Genomic DNA, 18,412 nt, shown 5'->3' on the forward strand with positions numbered 1-18,412 from the left:
CCGGTGGGCGTTGCAACCAATTCAAACCTCCAAGGAACACTCTCAAATGACCAACTTGATTGAAATGCTGGGTTTGGCAGGCATTGTGCTGATCGCACTGCTCGCCATCGGCATCGTTTTTGCGCGCCTGTACAAACGCTCGACCAAGGAAACCGCGTTCGTGCGGACGGGCCTGGGTGGGCAGAAAGTCATCATGGACGGCGGCGCCATCGTGCTGCCGGTGTTCCATGAGCGTGTGCTCGTCAACATGAACACCTTGAAGCTTGAAGTGCTTCGACGGGAGCGGGAGAGTCTGATCACCAAGGACCGCATGCGGGTGGATGTGACCGCAGCCTTCTTCGTTCGGGTCAAGCAGACTGAAGAGTCGATCAGCATTGCGGCGCAAACACTGGGTGCGCGTACGATGAGTCCCGAAGAGTTGAAGACCCTGGTCGAAGACAAGTTTGTGGATTCACTACGTGCCACGGCTGCCACCATGACCATCCAGGAGTTACAGGACAAGCGCCGGGATTTTGTGCAGGCTGTCCAGAACGCGGTGGCGGAAGACCTGGAGAAGAACGGCCTTGAGTTGGAGTCCGTGTCCCTGACCAGTCTGGATCAGACCGACAAGCAGTTCTTCAACCCCAACAACGCCTTCGACGCCGAGGGCCTGACGCGCCTCACCGAGCAGACCGAGGCTCGGCGCAAACAGCGCAATGACGTGGAGCAGGACACGGAAGTCCTGGTCCGCACCAAGAACCTGGAAGCGACGCGCCTGAAGCTCACCATCGAGAAGGACGAGGAGTTTGCGTCCCTCTCGCAAAAGCGCGAGATCGAGAACAGCCGCGCCGAGCAGGCCGCCTTGATTGCCACCCAGCAGGCCGAACGCAACCGGGAGGCGGAAGCGGCCAAGATCAACGCGGAATTGCAGGTCAGCCAGAAGCGCATCGAATCGGAGCGTGAGATCAAGGCCGCCGAGATCGACAAGAATCTGGCGATCCAGACACGTGAGATCGACAAGAACCTCGCGGTTCAGACCCGGGAGATCGAGCTCGAACGCAAGACCGAGATGCAAAGGGCCGAACAGCGCAAGCAGGTCGAAATTGCCCGGCAGGATACCCAGATCGCGATTGCGACCAAGTCCCGCGAGCAGTCCGATGCCGACGCGGCCGCCAACCTGGCCCGGGCCGAGGCAGTGAAGGCCGAGGAACTGGTCAATACCGCCCGTCAGGTGGCCGTGGCCGAACGGGAGAAGAGCATCCAGCTGATCGAAGCATCGAAGGAAGCCGAACAGAGCGCCATCGCTATCAAGGTGTCAGCCTCCGCCGAGAAGGAGGCCGCCCTCGACCGCGCCGATGCCATCACCATCGAAGCCACGGCCCGCCAGGCTGCAGCCCTGGCGGAGGCCGCCGGCAAGCGGGCCATCAACGAGGCACTCAATACCCTGTCGGCGGCGCAGGTGGACCTTCAGGTGCGCACCCTGCTGCTTCAGCAGTTGCCCAACATCCTCGAGCAGGCCGTGCGACCGATGGAGAAGATCGATTCGATCCGCATCTTCCAGGTCAGCGGCGTGCCCGGCGCACAGGGGGGCACGTCCGCTACCCCGGGCGCGGGTGGCGCGGGTGGGGCCACGTTTCCGGAACAGGTGATGAACTCGGCGCTCCAGTACCAGCTGGCCAAGCCGATTGTGGATGCGGTCATGAAGGACGCGGGGCTCTCCAACGAAGGCATCACCGGGATCGCCCAGGCCCTGGGCGGAATGCTGGTTAAGCCGGAGGAGGCGGAAGGAGCGACGCAGGCCGTGAATGCCTGATCCACGCCCCAGATCCCGATAAATCCAAAGCCCGCGTTAGCGGGCTTTTGATTTCGGGCTTACTTTTCCATCTTCCAGTCCGGGGCATAGGCCTGCAGCCACTGCTCCAGCATCAGGATGATCCATACCATCTCGCCGTAGTAGCCCGGGCTTTCGGGCAGCCACTTTTCGTGCAGCTCGCGGATGAAGGCCGGGCGGATCACGCCGCGGGCGGCGAAGGCTTCCAGGTTGTCCTTGGCCAGCTTGCTGAGGCCCGGGTGCTTGACCGCCCAGATGCCGAAGGGCAGGCCGAAGCCGTGCTTCTTCTTGGTGATGATCTCGTCGGGCAGGAAGCCGCGCAGTGCTTCCTTGAACAGCCAGCGCAGCTTGAGGCCCTTGAGCTTCCACTCGGTGGGCAGCGTCAGGGAATAGTCGAGCAGCTCGTCCGAGAGGAAGGGGAAGCCCACATCCACCCCGGCCAGGCGGGTGGTGCCGATGACCTTGGGCAGGTCGTTGTCGGCCAGGGTGTATTTCCAGTCGAAAGCCAGCATGCGATTGACCAGGCTGGCGTTCTTCACTTCGGCCCAGGTGGCGCGTTGCAGCTTGCCGGGTTCGTCGGTGTCGATGCGCCGGCAGAAGCCCGGCTCGAAGACGGTGTCGATGCCCAGGCGGTGCAGCAGGTTGTACATTTCCATGCGGTCGGGCATGGGCACGCTGGCCTGTTCGACGTAGCTGACACCCTTCTTGACCAGCGGGATGCTGCCCAGGCCAGGGAGGCCGGAAATCGGCTCGACCACTGTGTTGCGCAGCAGGGCAGGGATGGTTTCGTACCAGCCGAAGACCTTCTGCTTGGCATAACGGGAGTTGCCGCCGAAGAGCTCGTCGCCGCCGTCACCGGCGAGCAGTTTGGTGATGCCGTCGGCGCGGGCGCGGCTGGCGCAGATCCAGGCGGGCACGGCGGAGGAGTTGCCGAAGGGTTGATCGTAGCTGCGGGCCACGAGGGGGATGCCTTCGAGCAGGTCTTCCGGGGTGACGTAGTACTCGTGGTGGTCGGTCTTGAAATGCTTGGCGGCAATGCGCGCGTACTCCATTTCGTCGTAGCCGGTGGCATCGAAGCCCATGGAGTAGGTGCGGGCCGGGGCGCCGCCTACTTCGCAGAGCATGCCCGATACGGTGGAGCTGTCGGTGCCCCCGGAGAGGAAGGAGCCGGTGTTGGGGCCGGCGTATTCGTTCCTGACCGATTCGCGGACGATGTCGAGGAAGCGGCCCTTGGCTTCGGAGAGGCTGATCCCCGGGGATTCCGTGAATTCCGGCGTCCAGTGCTTGGCGATGCGCGCCTGGCCACCGTTCCATTGCAGCAGGCTGGCCGGCGGCAGGCGCAGGACTTCCTGGAAGATGGTGAGGGGCGACGGAATGACGTGGAAGTACAGATAGTCGAAGATCGTCTGCGGGCTGATGCTGCGCTTTTCGAGGGGAACGCCGTCGGCACGGTCGGCGAAGGCGAACTCGCCGTTCTCATGGCCGTAGCACCAGGGGTCGGTGTCGAAGCGGTCGTTGAACAGGGACACGGTGTTGCTGCGGGTGTCGATGAAGGCGACAGCAAAGCGCCCCTTGACCCCATCGACGACCTTGACGCCGAGCTTCTCGAAGCGTTCCAGCCAGGCTGCTGCGCCCCGTGCGGTCGCCTCGGGAAAGCGCGGTGCCCCCCGGTTGATGCACAGGATGCCATTGCGTTCGGCGAAGTCGGCGGGCTTGCGGGCGTTCAGCCGGCCACCGGCCCAGGTGCAGGACCAGCCGTCAGGGGACGACTGGATGGCAAGGTCCGGGGAGACACCGCTCTTCGGCGCCGTCAGGCGGGCGTGGATCAAGGTTGTGCTTTCCAAAACCGACTCCATTCATTCATTGATTCACGGCACATTGCTGCGCTGCCCGGTGGGCAATCGGACCGTCAGGCTTTCTGCGTGGCGTGGATATGGTTGTCAGTGCGTAGTGGCTTGCCACGGAGGTAGCGCACTCAGCACCCGTCGCTCACACCAGGACTTCAACCAGATCCGGATGGCTCAGGAAGCCGCGCGGGCTGGCGCTGGCGCCGTAGGCGCCGGACTGGAAGACGACGACCAGATCACCGGGCCCGGCCTCGGGCAGGTTCATGCGGTCGCCGAGGATGTCCAGCGGGGTACACAGGGGGCCGACCACGGATACGGCTTCGCCCGCCGGTGCGTCCATGCGGTTGCCGATGGCGACAGGGTAGTTCTTGCGGATGACCTGGCCGAAATTGCCCGAGGCCGACAGGTGGTGGTGCAGGCCGCCGTTGGTGACCAGGAAGGTGTGGCCGCGGGAGACCTTGCGATCGACGATGCGGCACACATACACGCCCGCTTCGCCGACGAAGTAGCGACCCAGTTCGATGACGATCTCGGCCTGGGGCAGTTTCTCGCGGGCTTCCTGCTGGATGGCGGCAAGATTGGCGCCGATGCTGGACAGGTCGATGCGCTGCTCGCCAGGGAAATAGGGAATGCCGAAGCCGCCGCCCAGGTTGAGGAACCTGACCGGTGAGGGGGCTGCCTCGGACAGGCGCAGGGCCAGCTCGAAACACTTGCGCTGGGCCTCGACGATGGCTTCGGGGCGCAGGTTCTGGGAGCCTGCAAACAGGTGGAAACCTTCGAAGGCGAGGCCGGCCTTGCCGATTTCGGCGAGGAGCTCGGGCACCTGTTCGGCGTCCACGCCGAACTGCTTGGGCCCGCCGCTCATCTTCATGCCGGAGCTCTTTAGCTCGAAGTCGGGATTGACGCGTACGGCGACCCGCGCCGTCCAGCCGGTTTCCCGCTGGATGGCGGCCAGCACGCCGACTTCGCGGAAGGACTCGATGTTGATGAGAATGCCGGAGGCGACGGCCTTGCGCAGCTCGTCGTCACCCTTGCCAGGGCCGGCAAAGCTGATTTCGTGGGGGTCGGCGCCACTGTCCAGGGCGACGTTGAGCTCCAGCGCCGAGGCCACGTCGATGCCATCCACCAGGCGGGCCATGTGGTTCACCACTGCCGGCATCGGGTTGGCCTTCATGGCGTAGTGCAGCTTGATGCCGGCTGGCAGGGCGGCGCGCAGATCGGCCACGCGGCGCGTCAGCAGCGCACGGTCATAGGCGTAGAAGGGGGTCTGGCCAACACGGGCGGCGAGGCGGGTCAGGGGAATGCCGCCGACCAGCAGCTCGTTGCCCTGGACCGGGAACTGGTCGGTGGAGGCATGGACCGGCTTCTCGCGGATGATGTCGCTCATTGCTGCACCTTGTGCTGATTCTCGAATTCGGTGGAAAGGGTCTTGCGGTCGATCTTGCCGTTGGGGTTGCGGGGCAGGGGGCCGTCCCGTACTTCGATCACCGAGGGCACCATGTAGGCCGGCATGCGCTGCTTGCACTCGGTCAGCAGGGTTGCGCTGTCGAGGGGCGCGCCGTCCTTGCCGGTGGCGATCACGCAGATGGAATGGCCGAGGGCCGGGTGGGGCACGCCGAAGGCGACGCACTCGCCCACCAGCTGGGTGCTGTAGAGGATCTCCTCGACTTCGGTGGGGCTGACCCGGTAGCCGGATGTCTTCATCATCTCGTCGCGGCGCCCGATGAAGTACAGATAGCCTTCCTCGTCACGGCGCACGGTGTCGCCGGAGAACACGGCGATCTCGGGCAGCACGAAGCCGCTCTGCCGGCCTGGCGCGGTGGCCGGCAGGGGTTTGAAGCGCTCGGCGGTCTTCTCCACATCGTTCCAGTAGCCCATGGCCACGTGGGCGCCGCGCTGGACCAGCTCGCCCGGTTCGTTCGGGGCGCATTCGGTACCGTCATCACGCAGCACCAGCACTTCGGCGTTGGGGATGGCCTTGCCGATGGAGTCGGGGCGGGTATCCACCTGGTCGGGGGGCAAGTAGGTGGCGCGGAAGGCCTCGGTGAGACCGTACATCAGGAAGGGCTGGGTGCGTGGCAGGTGGGCGCGCAGGGCCTTGAGGGTTTCCAGAGGCATGCGCCCGCCGGTGTTGGCGAAGTAGCGCAGATGGTCGGTGACCGTCTCGGGCCACTTGAGCTGGGCGAGCTGGATGTACAGGGGCGGCACGGCGGTGAGGCCGGTGACCTTCTCCTTGACCATGGCCTTGAGAACGTCCTGGGGCAGCAGGTAGTTGAGCAACACCACCCGGGCGCCGGAATGGAAGGCCGTGGTGAGCTGCGAGAAGCCCGCGTCGAAGGACAGGGGCAGGGCTGCCAGCAGGGTGTCGTCCGGGTTGTTGCCCAGGTAGGAGGCGACGCTCTTGGCACCGGCCACCATGTTGCGGTGGGACAGCACCACGCCCTTGGGGCGACCGGTACTGCCGGAGGTGTACAGAATGGACAGCAGGTCGTTGTCGATGATGCGATGGCCTTTGCGCGGCGCGCTGGCCAGAAGGTCGGACCACTGATGCAGGCTGATCGAGCGCAGGCTTACCGGCTTGGTGAGCGGGCCGGTGAGGATCACCTGGCGCAGGTCATGACAATGATCCAGGGTCTCCGCCAGCAGGGGCAGGCGCTCGGGGGAGGTCACCAGCACCCGGGCGTTGCAGTCACGCAGGATGTGGCCGATCTGCTCGCCCTTGAGAATCGGATTGACCGGTACAAAGGCGCCCCCCGCGCGGGCGGTGCCGAAGCTCGCCACCACCATCTCGATGCGTTTGTCCAGAAAGATGCCCACACGCTCACCCCGGTCGAGCCCGAGCTCGATCAGCCCGGAGGCAAAGCCGGTGACCTGGGCGTCCAGGTCCTGGTAGCTGAGGGTCGTTGCCCCGGCGGTCAGCGCGGCGGAGTCCGGATTGCGCGCGGCGGAGGCGGAGATGAGTTCGTGGAGGAGAGTCGTAGTGTGCATGGGGCTGGAATGAATTCTTCGAACCGGTTTGGCGGGCAAAACCACTGTTTGACTGCGGCCGCCAGTCTATCTGAGCTTCATGACCGAATACGCGTGATGGATCACAGCCGGGGTCATTCCGTGCTTCAGGCGGGCAGGCTGTCGAGCAATCTGGCCAGCTCGGCGGTGCGCGACCGGCGTGAACAGGTGTCGGCAAGCTGGCGTTCGATACCCTGGAGGGTGCCATCCTTCCAGCGGCCGATGATCGAGTTGAGCATGCTGCGGATCTGCCCGGCATCGGTGATGTCGGCGATCCACGGGGCCTGCAGCGTGTTCAGGGTGCCCGCCGTGTTGCCGGCAAAATCGGTGAGGGCGATGATGGGCTTGCCGGCGCGGGCGTATTCGTAGAGCTTGGCCGGGATCTGCTTGTTGCAGGCAGCGGCCTGGAACAGCAAAAGGCCGTCGGCGCGCATCATTTCCTGGAGGGCGATGCGGTAGGCAACCACGGGCTCGATCACCACGATGTCGTCGATGCCGTATTCGGCCAGCAGCTTGCGGTAGTAATCGTCGGTGCCAGTGGCCCGCAGGATGATGCGCAATCCTGCCGCGGAAACCTCGCCGGCAGCCTTCATGGCCTGTAGCGCCGCAAAGAAGGCGCGCGGGTCGCGCTCGGCGGGGTAAAGCACCCCGCTGTGCACCAGCACCATCTGGCCGTCGTTGCCCAGGGGGCGGGTGTCCAGGCCCCGCTCGGCGTCGCGGAAGTTGTCCTCGTCAAAGCCGTTCTCGATCACTGTCCAGCAGCTTGCCGGCTTGTCGGGGTAGCGCTCGGCGTACATGTCCCGGGTGGCGCGGGTGGTGAAGATGGCGCGGCTGCAGGCGCCGATGAGCCGGGATTCGAGGCGCCGGTGGATTTTCCAGGTGCTGGGGTTGACCGGGTAGCCGGGCTCGGTCATGCCGTCCCGGAAGTCGAGGACCAGGGGTAGGCCCGACAGCTTGTGCAGGGTCAGGCCGATCATCGGTGCAGTGGCGATGGGGAATGTGGCAAAAATCGCCCGGGGTTTGTGGCGGCGGATCAGCTGCAGCCCGCGGATCACCCCCATCGGCCACCAGCTCACCCAGCGGTCGGGTTGGGCCATCCAGCGCAGATAGCGGCCCTTGAGGGACAGGTGCCGGGCGGTGTCCAGGCCGAAGGCACGCTCCACCACCATGCCGCTGGGTATCTCGTCCATCTGGTCGTTGCTGACCGCCTCGTAGGCCCGCGGGGAAATGGTCAGGATCATCGGTTCCCACTTGTGGTCCCGCAAGTATTCCGAGAACTTCAGGGTTCGCTGGATACCACTGCTCGCCTTCACGGGCGGGTAATGGTAGGCGATCATCAGCACGCGCTTGTCGTTCATGAACACTCTGTACCCGGGTCGCCGGCCCGGCCAGGCGTGGTAGGTCGACGGATGCCGGGAAATTTATTCTGAATTGAGGCGCGGAGTTTAACCGACACCCTTCATATATTTTGCCAAATAGTGCTTCCGCCGGTCATTGTCTGTGGCGCGGTGCAGCAAGGCTCAGTATAGGGCGGGAGTCGGCCGACAGGCTGACGTGAAACCAGGGGGCTGCGCTGATGAAGCTGAGCTGCAGAGGGCCGATGCACAGGAATGTGGCGCTGCACAATCTGTCGATTCCCAGTCGGCCGTGGGCGGCCAGGGAGGTCGGATTGAACGCGGAAATGCGCGACATGCTCCAGCGAATCCCGCGGGCACTCAGATGAGCGTTGGCGGCATCCCAGAGACGGGCGAAAGTACGCCCGATGCGGTGCTTGGGCTCCACATGGACGTCGTAGTCCCATACGCAGGCGTCTGAATCGGCCAGCTCGTAGCGGCAGCGCACTTCATCCTCGTCGTAGGCGCCGTAGGCCAGCCACAGAAAACCGGTGAATTCGTCGCCTGAGCGGGCCACGAAGCACTGAGCCTTGTCCCGCATTCGCCTGGCGATGACTTCCGGCGGGCGGGGGAAGCGGGGAATCAGCGGGTCGTCCGGGGTGAGCTCGACGATCGGGTTCTTTGCCGACGGGCGGCATGCAGCCGCTCCATGGATGGGTTGGGCAACCAGGTAATAGCGGACCAGGCGGGCATGACCGAGGCTCCCTCTGTTCAGCAGCAGGCTCAGGTAATAGAGGCTGCCATCAAGGGCGCCCAGCTGGTCGTAGGTGTTGCGGATGCGTTGAAAAGGCATGGTCGGGTGAGGCCAGTGAAGCGAGACTGCCGGGAGCCGGCAGGCGCGAAAGGTAACCGCTAGGCGTGACCACACACTGTGGGAAAGTGCAAAACAAGGATAATTCGAGCTGATTGCTCTCAGTGCCGCTGCTCTGCAACGTACTTCACGGTCCCCCGAAGGTGCGTGTCGCATATAATGCAATGATATCAAGCTTGCCCTCTCTGGCGCTGTCCGGGGTGTGCTCGCGTCTGCATACTAGGATTTTCCCGACTGGAGTCTGCTTTTGGATACGAAGAACGAAGTGTTGTCGATTCTCGACGAAGTCTTGAGTCTGGGTGGTGCTGCTTCCCGGTTCGAGTTGGATACCCCGCTGCTGGGTGCCCTGCCTGATCTTGACTCCATGGCGGTTGTCGGTCTGATCAACATGATGGAAGAGCGCTTCGGCTTCATCGTGGAAGACGACGAAATTGACGGATCCACGTTTGCAACCGTGGGTTCGCTCGTCGATTTCGTGAACGGAAAGCTCGCCTGAGTGGCTGCTGACACGCCCCGGCGGGAGGCGTTCTTCCTCCCGGGCGGGGTGACGGCAGGAGGTCGCTTCTGCCTGGTGACTCGCGCTGAAGTACCCAAGGGTACGCTCGTCTTTGCTCATGCCTTCGCCGAGGAGATGAACAAGTCCCGGCGTATGGTGGCGCTCGCAGCCACGGCTTTTGCCGCACATGGCTGGAATACCCTTCAGGTGGATTTCACCGGTTGTGGTGACAGCGACGGTGATTTCGGCGACGCCAGCTGGGCGGCCTGGAATGGGGATCTTCAGGATGCCTGGCGCTGGGCCGAGGCGCATCTCTCCGGTCCGCTGGCCCTGTGGAGCCTGCGCAGTGGCGCGCTGGTGCTGTCCGACTGGCTGCGTTCAAGTGGCGTCATTGCTCCCTTGCTGCTGTGGCAGCCCGTAGCCAACGGACGTCAGCACCTCACCCAGTTCCTGCGCCTCAAGGCTGCCGGCGAAATGCTCGCCGATGCGGACGCCAAAGCTTCCATGGAAGCCATCCGTGGCAGCCTGCAGGCCGGTGAAGCCGTGGACATCGCCGGTTACCGCCTGTCTGGCGCCCTGGCCAGTGGCATGGAAGCCGCCACCCTGGCGCTGCCGGCCGCTTATGGGGCGCCGGTGGCCGCTTTCGAAGTGGGTCCCCCTGATCGTACCGAGGTCTCTCCGGCCCTTCGGATGTTGGTGGAGCGCTGGTCCAAGGCTGGCGTGCAGGTGCGCGCCGAGGCAGTGGTGGGCCCGGCTTTCTGGCAAACCCAGGAAATCGAGCTGTGCCCCGCCTTGATCGAGGCCTCCGTGAAGGCGCTGGAGGGTTTTTCATGACCGCCGAACCGCGTCTCCGGCAGGACTGTGCCGTATTTTTCGATTGCGCCGGAGAGTCTCTGTTGGGGATTGTTTCGGTGCCTGAGGCAGCAGCCGAAACCGGTGTGCTCGTTATCGTTGGCGGGCCCCAGTACCGGGCCGGTGCCCACCGCCAGTTTGTCTTGTTGGCTCGTCATCTGGCCGAGCAGGGTGTCCCCTGCATGCGTTTTGATTACCGTGGTATGGGCGATTCAACCGGCGCCACGCGGGATTTCGAGTCTGTCAGTGAAGATGTGGACGCGGCCATCGGTGCCTTCCTGAAGGCATGTCCGGGTTTGCGCCAAGTGGTGCTTTGGGGGCTGTGCGACGGTGCCAGCGCCGTGTGTCTGTACCCGGCTCACAAGGATCCGCGGGTTGCCGCGGCAGTGCTGCTGAATCCGTGGGTGCATTCCCAGGCGGGTAAGGCAAAGGTCATCCTCAAGCACTACTACCTGCAGCGCATTGCCGATCCGTCCTTCTGGAAGAAGCTCGGCAGCGGAAAAGTGAGCTTTCTCCAGTCCTTCGGCAGCCTGTTTTCCGTTGTTCGTGCAGCAAGGCGCAAGGCGCCTGCCGATGCCTCTGTGGATGTTGTCAGCGACGTCGGCAGCCCTTTCCCCGAGCGCATGGCCCGGGGGCTGCTAGGCCGCAAGGGCCCTCTGGCCATTTTCCTGAGTGGGCGTGACTATGTGGCGCGGGAGTTCGACGACGCCTGCAAATCGAGTCCTGAATGGCGCAGGGTGCTGGAGCGTTCCGACCTGGAGATCACCCGTTTTGCGGATGCGGACCACAGTTTCTCCGATCCCGGAGAAACCCGGGCTGTTGCCGAAGCCACCCATGCCTGGCTTAAGGCCAAGGGCTTGGTCCGCTGAGATCATCCATCGTGGTGCGTGAGAAGGCACCACGATGTCCTACAGTTCAGTGGGTCACGCCTTGCCCCAGACGCTTCAACTCGGGCACGCAGGAGCCGCAGTTGGTGCCGCATCTGGTGCGGGTTTGAAGGGATTCGAGGGATTCTCCGCTGCGGAACGCCGCTAGAATGTCGTCCTCGGCGACATCGAAGCAGTTGCAGATCACCTTGCCGCGGGCAGTCTGTGCCACCGGAGGCTGAGTCAGCGGGGCGAGTAACCACGGGCGTGCGGCGGCAACAGAGTGGCCCTGCATCACCATCTCGGTCAGCCATTCAGCCCCCTTGGTCTCTCCCGCCAGGCGTAAGGCGCTGAGGGTGTCGCCGGTCACCCTTGCCCGTTTTGTCACCCCCCTGCGATCGTCCTTATAGGACAGCACTTGGCCAGGGTCGTCCAGGGCCAGATCCCGGTCCAGTGCTTCAAGCATTGCCTGGGGGAACTCCTCGGCGCACGCCTTCAGCACCACCACCGGTGAATTGCGTCCCGATAGGGTCAGGCTGGCGTACGGAAAGTGCGGCAGCCAGCGGCGCAGCTTGTCCATCACATCCAGGGGGTTGGGTTGCAGGCGGCCGTCGGCATCCGGCTCCGAGCGGCGCATGGCCACCAGCGCCTTGCCAGCGGTGTACCTGGCGACCTGCACGGCTGCGTGCTTGAGTTCGGGCTGCTTGGAAACGGGGTCGAAGCTGCGGGGAAGCAGGACGTTGACGCCCTGGCCGCCCATGGTGTTGCCGCCCCAGTGCATGGGCAGGAAAGTCTGCCCCGGACGCAGCGTGGCCGATTCCATGACCTTCAGCACGACGGCGCCGCGCTTGCTCTTCACCTGCACCAGATCACCACCGGTCAGGCCGCGCCGCTCCATGTCGTCCTTGTGCATGTGCAGCAGCGGTTCGGCCTCGTGGCTGTAGAGGCGGGCGACCAGACCCGTGCGGCTCATTCCGTGCCACTGGTCGCGCAGGCGGCCGGTGTTGAGGTGCAGCGGGTAACGGGCGCTCGGCGATTCGGCCGTAATGCGGTGCTCGGTGACGACGAAGCGGGCCCGGCCCGAAGGTGTCGGGAAAACGCCATCCTCGTACAGCCGGACCTTGCCCTGGCTGGCGCCTTCCGGGAAGGGCCATTGCTGGGGGCCGGCGCTTTCAAGCAGGGCGTAGCTGAGGCCGGTGATGTCCAGATCGCGCCCGCGGGTGGACTCCCGGTGCTCGTTCCAGATCTGCTCGGGAGTGGTGTAGGGGAACATCCGCGCGGCAAGCTCGCCCTTGCCCAGGCGGATGCCCAGACGCCGGGCGAAATCCACCACGATCGCCCAATCGTGGCGGGCTTCGCCCGGCGCGGACACGGCGGCTCGGACGCGGCTGATGGCGCGCTCCGAGTTGGTGACGGTGCCGTCCTTCTCGCCCCAGGTGCTGGCGGGGAGCAGGAGGTCGGCGTAAGCACAGGTTTCGGTATGGCCGAAGGCTTCTTGGACGACGACGAATTCGGCCTTCTGCAGGGCGGCGTGAATCATGGCCTGGTCGGGCATCGACTGGGCCGGGTTGGTGCAGGCGATCCAGACCGCCTTGACCTCGCCGGATTGCAGCCCCTCGAACAGCTCCACGGCACTTCGGCCGGGCTTCTCCGGGACCTCGTCCACACCCCACAAGGCGGCAACTTCAGCCCGGTGCTGGGGATTGGCCATGTCCCGGTGAGCGGAGAGCAGGTTGGCAAGGCCACCCACCTCGCGTCCGCCCATGGCATTGGGCTGGCCGGTGAGGGAGAACGGCCCGGCACCAGGGCGGCCGATTTGGCCCGTGGCCAGGTGCAGGTTGATCAGCGCCGAGTTGTTGTGGGTGCCAAAGCTGTACTGATTCAGCCCCTGGCAATACATGGACATGGTTGCCGGGGAGGTGGCGAAGATCTGCGCCGCCGCCTCGATGGCTTTACGTTCCAGGCCACAGATGGCCGCAGCCATGCTTGGCGTGTACTCGCGGACAGCCTTCTTCAGGGCGTCGAAGCCCTCGGTGTGGGCATCAATGTACCCACGATCAACCCAGCCTTCCCACAGCATGACGTGGAGCATCGCGTTGTAGAGCGCGATGTCTGTGCCGGGCAACAGGGCCAGATGCAGATCGGCGGCCTCGGCCGTGTCGGTGCGGCGGGGGTCGATGACCACCAGCTTCATTTCCGGATTGGCCTTGCGGGCGTCTTCGACGCGCCGGAAGGCAATCGGGTGGGCGAAGGCGGTATTGCTGCCCGAGATGAACAGGGCGCCGGTGTGGGCGATGTCCTCGTAACTGCAGGGCGGTGCGTCGGCACCCAGACTCAGCTTGTAGCCGGCCACGGCGCTGGACATGCATAGACGGGAATTGGTATCGAGGTTGTTGGTGCCGATCAGGCCCTTCACCAGCTTGTTGAAGACGTAGTAGTCCTCTGTCAGCAACTGGCCGGCGCCATACACGGCGACGGCATCGGGGCCGTGCTCGGCAATGATGGCGGCGAAACGCTCGGCCGCGGCATCCAGGGCCACGTCCCAGCTCACCCGTTCGCGGGCCTGGCCGCGGTCGTTGCGCAGTTCGGGATACAGCGCGCGGGCGATCAGGGTTTCGGGGGCGCTGGACAGATGCAGGGTCGAACCCTTGGTGCACAGGCGGCCGAAGTTCGCTGGGTGCTTGGCGTCACCCTTGACGCCGACAATACGGCCAGCTTCATGTTCGATCACGACACCGCAGCCGACGCCGCAGTAACAACAGGTAGATCTGGTTTCAGCCATCACGACTCCTTTGTCTGTGGATAAAGCAAAGGATGTGCCATGCGGAAGAGGGGCGCTCTGGCGTCCTTTGGCGCTTTGTCCGCACCAAAGCGGGGTGCGCCGGTGCCGGGATGGTGCATTTCCGGCATGAGCGCACCATCATTGGGTCAAAGCGTGCCCGGCGCGGCTGATGCACCCAGGTGTGTTCCGGGCGGGAGCGGCAGATTGCCCTTCCCTGTCAGCCCAGGAGCGGCAAGCAGGTTGTGGTGGTAGCGGGGAGCCCCGCAAGCAGGCGGGGGACGCCTCGCCTGACGTGGTGCAGTTTCGTGCGGGCCAGTATGTGACGGGTGTCCGACTGGCAGCGTCTCGGGTAACTGGTGGAAACGTTGCTCGGGATGCAGAGCGTCAGAAGGTGGCTCCCCGGGTGCGGCTCAGGCGAAGATCTTCCATGCGCGGGCCGTGCGCGTGCCGAATATCTGCGGGTTCTGCGGCAACTGGTTGGTGGGTAGGTAGGCCGGGGTGATCTTCTTGAACCAGTCCTGGTAGGTGGCGCTGGTGGGCAGGGCAGCCAGGGCCTTCAGGGCGTAGTAGGTGAAGGCGCCGTAGGGGCGTCCGCGGAAGCTGGTGTCCCAGCTGAACTGGGTATCGGTACAGCCGGCCAGCAGCAGGTCACCCCCGCTGCGGGCGAGGCCACCCACGGCGGGCAGCCGGGCGGCCCTGGCGTCGGGCAGGTCTTCGGGCTTCATCCATGCCTCCGGCGGGAGGAAGCGGGCCCGGGGCATGCCGGGGTCGAGGTCAGTGTTGTCGCCCCGGGTGACGCTGCCGGAGTGGCAGCTGTCGGAGATTAGCAGCACGCGCACGCCAGCTGCCCGGTTGGTGAGGAGGGGCGCCAGCTCGTCGTCCAGCAGTACCTTGCCGGAGCCGATGTCCCAGGGGCACAGGCCTTCGTCACGGCCGTCGGGTTCGTCGCCGTTGCGGTCGGGTACCCAGGTGCCGTGGCCGGAATAGGTGATCACCACGGTGTCGCCCTTGGCGGCGCCACTCACCAGGCTGCCGATGCCGGCGACCATGGCGGCCTTGGTGGCCTGGGCGTCGATGAGCTTGCTGGCCGTGAAGCCCCGGGCGGTGAGGGTGGCGGCCCAGTCGTTGGCGTCATTGACGCAGCCTGACAGGTCGTTCTGGGTGCCGGGGTAGTCGTTGATGCCGATGCACAGCGCCTTCTTGCTCATGATCCGTCTCCCTCTCGTGTCCGCCTCCGGGGCTGCCGAGGCAGCCGGCGGGAGCGCTGGGGCCCGGCACGCGGCCGGGCTATGGAATATGGATTTAAGCACCCGGGCTTGAAAGGTCAACGGCTTCTGCATCGCGCCGCCCCTGCCGTTGTCAGCTGCGCGGCACCTGGCTGAGCTGGCGCAGGGCGGCGACCTGATCGAGGATCGGCTGGGGAACCGGCAGGCTGCCATCGAGCATGACCCGGATGAGAGCCGCGTTGGCCTGGATCTCCGGATCGTCGGGCTGGCCGTCGATGGGGGGCGCGCCCCCTTCTTCGGCGGGAAAGGCGACGTGGGCCTGGCCGTTGGCGAAGGCTTCGAGGCGCGGCCGCCGGCGGGGATTGGCGTAGGCTTCGCCCTCGGTGCCACGCAGCAGCAGGGCGACGCTACCCTGGGCCACGAGGTGGCCGTGCATACGCTCCAGATATTCGGGGTGGGTCACGGAGACGACGCGCACGCTGTGGCCGGGGGCCGGGTCGAGGAGCTTGGCCAGGGTGTGGGCGCTGTTGCGTACGCCCAGGCGCGGGCGCAGGGCCAGCAAGGGGTCGAGGCCGGGGGCCAGGGCGTCCAGGGGCAGGCAGGCGAGGTGGTTGCTGGCGAGGCGGGCTTCGGCGTCGGCAAGGCTGGCGGCCGGGGTGATACCGAGGGCTTCAAGGAGGGCAAAGGGGCTGACCCGGCTCTCGAAGTCGTGGCGGCCCTGGATCAGCACCGGAATTCCCTCGCGGGCCAGCAGCAGCGCCAGCAGGGGCATCAGGTTGGCCTGGCGGCGGGCGCCGTTGTAAGTGGGCAGCACCACCAGGCGCGGGCCCGGCGGCACGGCCACGTGGGCGGTGCGGGCGTCGAGGGCGCGCTGGAAACCGAGCAGCTCGTCCGGCGATTCAGCCTTGATGCGCATGGACAGGATGATGGCGCCCAGCTCCAGGTCCGGCACGCGGCCATCCATCATGTCGCCGAAGAGGGCCTCGGCCTGATCGATGGTGAGGGGTTTGGAGCCTTTCGGCCCGCGGCCGATTTCCTTGATGAAGGGGGCGTAGGACATGATGGACAGGGTGACGGGGTTTCAGATCCGGCGAGTGTAGCGGATGCGGCGGCGCAGCAGTCGCGCCGTGCTGCGCATGGCTCGGTCTAGCGGGTGGCGTCCCCCGGCGCCTGGGTGCATGCTGTGCTGATCTGTCACTGGGGGTGGGCGCGATGAAACGATGGCTGCAGGGAGGTGTGTGGGCGGGGCTCGGAAGAAGGCTGGCACTGGGTATGGGCTTGGTATTGTCCGCCGGCATCTGCACCGGGGCAGGGTTGCCGGTGGAGCGCCTGCGCCTGCCGCCCGGCTTCCGGATCGAGGTGCTTACCGATCAGGTGCCCAATGCCCGGGGGATGGCCCTGGGGGATTTCTCGGGCGGGCGTGGCGTGGTGTATGTGGGCAGCCGTGAGGCGGGCCAGGTGTATGGGGTGGAGATCGACGCCGGCCGTGCCGCCTGGGTCCATGTGCTGGCCCGGGGGCTGACCCAGCCGGTTGGGGTGGCCTGGCGCGACGGTAGCCTGTACGTCTCCGAGGTGTCGCGCATCGTCGCCCTCGATGGGGTGGCGGCGCGCCTGGCACGGCCCCCGGTGCCGCGGGTGGTGACCGGACGCTTCCCGGGGGAGCGCCACCACGGCTGGAAGTTCATTGCCTTCGGCCCGGACGGCTGGCTCTACGTGCCGGTGGGGGCGCCCTGCAATGTGTGCGAGAAGGACGAGGGCCGCTATGCCAACATCCAGCGCATCCGCCCGGATGGCAGCGGGGCCGAGGTGGTGGCCCGCGGGGTGCGCAACACGGTGGGCTTCGACTGGCACCCCCAGGATGGGCGCTTGTGGTTCACCGACAATGGCCGCGACATGCTGGGGGACGATGTACCGTCCGACGAGCTCAACCGCCTGAATCGCCCTGGCGAGCACTTCGGCTTTCCCTATTGTCACCAGGGTGACCTGCCCGACCCGGAGTTTGGCAAGGCCCGCCCCTGCGCTGATTTCACGCCGCCGGTGCTGAAGCTCGGCGCCCATGTGGCGGCCCTGGGCATGCGCTTCTACCGGGGCACGATGTTCCCGGCTGCCTATCGCCACACGCTGCTGATTGCCGAGCACGGCTCCTGGAACCGCAGCCGCAAGTCCGGCTATCGGGTGGTCCGGGTGGACACCGATGTGGCGGGCAAAAACGTGCATCAGGAGGTGTTTGTGGAGGGCTGGCTGGAGGTGGGCGGGGACGGCCGCGAGCGGGTGTGGGGCCGTCCGGCCGATGTACTGGAACTGCCCGATGGCTCGGTGCTGATCAGCGACGACCTGGCCGGGGCGATCTACCGCGTCAGCTACGGGGGCTGAGCGGGCGTGCCCTGATTGCGCTGTAGGGCGGTGGCGGCTAGGCTCGCTTCTTTTTTCCGGCAACAGGGACACGTCATGAAGGTTGGTTTCATCGGTCTGGGCATCATGGGGCGCCCCATGGCCCTCAATATCCTCAAGGGTGGGTTTGACCTCACCGTGTGGGCACGCCGTGCCGAATCCATGGCGCCGCTGCTCGAAGCCGGCGCCAAAGGCGCAGCCAGCGCTGCCGAGGTGGCGGCGGGCTGCGACGTGGTGTTCTCCATGGTGGCCGACGCCGCCGACGTGGAGCAGGTGGCCCTGGGGGCTGGCGGCGTGGCCGAAGGCGCGCGGGCCGGGTTGATCTACGTGGACATGAGCACCATCGCTCCGGCGGCAGCCCAGTCGATCTCGGCCCGCCTGCTGGACAAGGGCGTGACCATGCTCGACGCCCCCGTGTCGGGTGGCGAAGTGGGGGCCATCAGTGGCGGCCTGACCATCATGGTGGGCGGTGACGCGGCGGCCTTCGCCAAGGTCGAGCCCCTGTTTGCCCGCATGGGCAAGGCGGCCACCCTGATCGGTGGGCCGGGGGCCGGGCAGGTGGCCAAGGCCTGCAACCAGATCCTCACCGGCGTCGGTGTGCTGGCGGTGGCGGAGGCCTTCAACTTTGCCCGCAAGAGCGGCGTGGATGCCGGCAAGGTGCGTGAGGCGCTGCTGGGCGGCTTTGCCTACAGCCGTATCCTCGAGAACCACGGCCAGCGCATGCTCGACCGCAACTTCAAGCCCGGCTTCAAGGCCTGGATGCACCAGAAGGACATGAACATCGTCATGCAGGAGGCCCATCGCCTGGGCCTGATGCTGCCCAGCAGCGCCGCCACCGCCCAGCTTTTCAATGCCATGGTGGGCAGCGGTATGGGTGAGGAGGATTCCGTCGCCGCCCTCAAACTGCTGGAAAGCCTGTCGGGGGAATGAG

The 18,412-nt window shown here is 65.7% G+C and carries 14 protein-coding genes; 6 read left to right on the forward strand and 8 right to left on the reverse strand.

The window, feature by feature from the left end; genetic code table 11:
- The first annotated feature begins 46 nt into the window (after positions 1-46).
- A complete protein-coding gene (locus ACIQ09_RS02385; RefSeq protein WP_398305534.1) occupies positions 47-1,792 on the forward strand; it encodes a flotillin family protein in 1,746 nt (581 codons plus the stop codon).
- 59 nt (positions 1,793-1,851) lie between these two features.
- On the opposite strand, the gene ACIQ09_RS02390 is transcribed toward ACIQ09_RS02385, so the two are convergent.
- The 5 genes from ACIQ09_RS02390 to ACIQ09_RS02410 all read right to left on the reverse strand — a co-directional run bounded on the left by ACIQ09_RS02390 (position 1,852) and on the right by ACIQ09_RS02410 (position 8,850).
- Positions 1,852-3,639 (reverse strand): asparagine synthetase B family protein, encoded by a 1,788-nt coding sequence (locus ACIQ09_RS02390; protein ID WP_398305537.1) that lies wholly within the window; start codon positions 3,637-3,639, stop codon positions 1,852-1,854.
- 160 nt (positions 3,640-3,799) lie between these two features.
- Positions 3,800-5,044, reverse strand: a complete 1,245-nt coding sequence (locus ACIQ09_RS02395; RefSeq protein ID WP_398305540.1) for a pyridoxal-dependent decarboxylase, exosortase A system-associated — start codon at positions 5,042-5,044, stop codon at positions 3,800-3,802.
- Positions 5,041-6,645 (reverse strand): acyl-CoA ligase (AMP-forming), exosortase A system-associated, encoded by a 1,605-nt coding sequence (locus ACIQ09_RS02400; protein WP_398305543.1) that lies wholly within the window; start codon positions 6,643-6,645, stop codon positions 5,041-5,043. The genes ACIQ09_RS02395 and ACIQ09_RS02400 overlap by 4 nt, the downstream gene beginning before the upstream one ends.
- 125 nt (positions 6,646-6,770) lie before the next feature.
- Positions 6,771-8,021 carry a glycosyltransferase gene (locus ACIQ09_RS02405; RefSeq protein WP_398305546.1) on the reverse strand — a complete coding sequence of 417 codons (1,251 nt, stop codon included), beginning with the start codon at positions 8,019-8,021 and terminating at the stop codon, positions 6,771-6,773.
- 133 nt (positions 8,022-8,154) lie between these two features.
- Positions 8,155-8,850, reverse strand: a complete 696-nt coding sequence (locus ACIQ09_RS02410; RefSeq protein ID WP_398305549.1) for a GNAT family N-acetyltransferase — start codon at positions 8,848-8,850, stop codon at positions 8,155-8,157.
- A gap of 265 nt (positions 8,851-9,115) precedes the next feature.
- On the opposite strand from ACIQ09_RS02410, the gene ACIQ09_RS02415 reads away from it, so the two are divergent.
- The 3 genes from ACIQ09_RS02415 to ACIQ09_RS02425 are packed head-to-tail and all read left to right on the forward strand — an operon-like array spanning position 9,116 to position 11,085.
- Positions 9,116-9,364 carry an acyl carrier protein gene (locus ACIQ09_RS02415; RefSeq protein ID WP_398305552.1) on the forward strand — a complete coding sequence of 83 codons (249 nt, stop codon included), beginning with the start codon at positions 9,116-9,118 and terminating at the stop codon, positions 9,362-9,364.
- Positions 9,365-10,198: a hydrolase 2, exosortase A system-associated gene (locus ACIQ09_RS02420; RefSeq protein WP_398305555.1), complete on the forward strand. Its 834-nt coding sequence runs from the start codon at positions 9,365-9,367 to the stop codon at positions 10,196-10,198.
- Positions 10,195-11,085, forward strand: a complete 891-nt coding sequence (locus ACIQ09_RS02425) for a hydrolase 1, exosortase A system-associated (RefSeq protein WP_398305558.1) — start codon at positions 10,195-10,197, stop codon at positions 11,083-11,085. The genes ACIQ09_RS02420 and ACIQ09_RS02425 overlap by 4 nt, the downstream gene beginning before the upstream one ends.
- Positions 11,086-11,131: 46 nt before the next feature.
- Here ACIQ09_RS02425 and ACIQ09_RS02430 read toward each other — a convergent pair whose 3' ends face one another.
- From ACIQ09_RS02430 to ybiB, 3 genes are all read right to left on the reverse strand, one after another.
- The gene (locus ACIQ09_RS02430; protein WP_398305561.1) at positions 11,132-13,864 is read right to left on the reverse strand and encodes a molybdopterin-dependent oxidoreductase; all 2,733 of its coding nucleotides are present in this window, start codon (positions 13,862-13,864) and stop codon (positions 11,132-11,134) included.
- A gap of 410 nt (positions 13,865-14,274) precedes the next feature.
- Positions 14,275-15,072, reverse strand: coding sequence for a caspase domain-containing protein (locus ACIQ09_RS02435; protein ID WP_398305564.1), 798 nt, complete (start codon positions 15,070-15,072; stop codon positions 14,275-14,277).
- Between the two features lie 151 nt (positions 15,073-15,223).
- Positions 15,224-16,150 (reverse strand): DNA-binding protein YbiB, encoded by a 927-nt coding sequence (gene ybiB / locus ACIQ09_RS02440; RefSeq protein WP_398305567.1) that lies wholly within the window; start codon positions 16,148-16,150, stop codon positions 15,224-15,226.
- Positions 16,151-16,302: 152 nt separating this feature from the next.
- On the opposite strand from ybiB, the gene ACIQ09_RS02445 reads away from it, so the two are divergent.
- Positions 16,303-17,463, forward strand: a complete 1,161-nt coding sequence (locus ACIQ09_RS02445; protein ID WP_398305570.1) for a PQQ-dependent sugar dehydrogenase — start codon at positions 16,303-16,305, stop codon at positions 17,461-17,463.
- Between the two features lie 75 nt (positions 17,464-17,538).
- Entirely contained in the window at positions 17,539-18,411 is an 873-nt protein-coding gene (locus tag ACIQ09_RS02450; protein WP_398305573.1) for an NAD(P)-dependent oxidoreductase, read from the forward strand.
- Position 18,412: the final 1 nt, after the last annotated feature.

It is taken from the genome of Zoogloea sp. (assembly GCF_044344315.1).
GTDB lineage: Bacteria > Pseudomonadota > Gammaproteobacteria > Burkholderiales > Rhodocyclaceae > Zoogloea.

Coding starts and splice junctions, on each gene's coding strand:
- ACIQ09_RS02450 (WP_398305573.1), top strand. CDS start 17,539: ATGAAGGTTGGTTTCATCGGTCTGGGCATCATGGGGCGCCCCATGGCC.
- ACIQ09_RS02400 (WP_398305543.1), bottom strand. CDS start 6,645: ATGCACACTACGACTCTCCTCCACGAACTCATCTCCGCCTCCGCCGCG.
- ACIQ09_RS02445 (WP_398305570.1), top strand. CDS start 16,303: ATGAAACGATGGCTGCAGGGAGGTGTGTGGGCGGGGCTCGGAAGAAGG.
- ACIQ09_RS02425 (WP_398305558.1), top strand. CDS start 10,195: ATGACCGCCGAACCGCGTCTCCGGCAGGACTGTGCCGTATTTTTCGAT.
- ACIQ09_RS02430 (WP_398305561.1), bottom strand. CDS start 13,864: ATGGCTGAAACCAGATCTACCTGTTGTTACTGCGGCGTCGGCTGCGGT.
- ybiB (WP_398305567.1), bottom strand. CDS start 16,150: ATGTCCTACGCCCCCTTCATCAAGGAAATCGGCCGCGGGCCGAAAGGC.
- ACIQ09_RS02395 (WP_398305540.1), bottom strand. CDS start 5,044: ATGAGCGACATCATCCGCGAGAAGCCGGTCCATGCCTCCACCGACCAG.
- ACIQ09_RS02410 (WP_398305549.1), bottom strand. CDS start 8,850: ATGCCTTTTCAACGCATCCGCAACACCTACGACCAGCTGGGCGCCCTT.
- ACIQ09_RS02385 (WP_398305534.1), top strand. CDS start 47: ATGACCAACTTGATTGAAATGCTGGGTTTGGCAGGCATTGTGCTGATC.
- ACIQ09_RS02405 (WP_398305546.1), bottom strand. CDS start 8,021: ATGAACGACAAGCGCGTGCTGATGATCGCCTACCATTACCCGCCCGTG.
- ACIQ09_RS02435 (WP_398305564.1), bottom strand. CDS start 15,072: ATGAGCAAGAAGGCGCTGTGCATCGGCATCAACGACTACCCCGGCACC.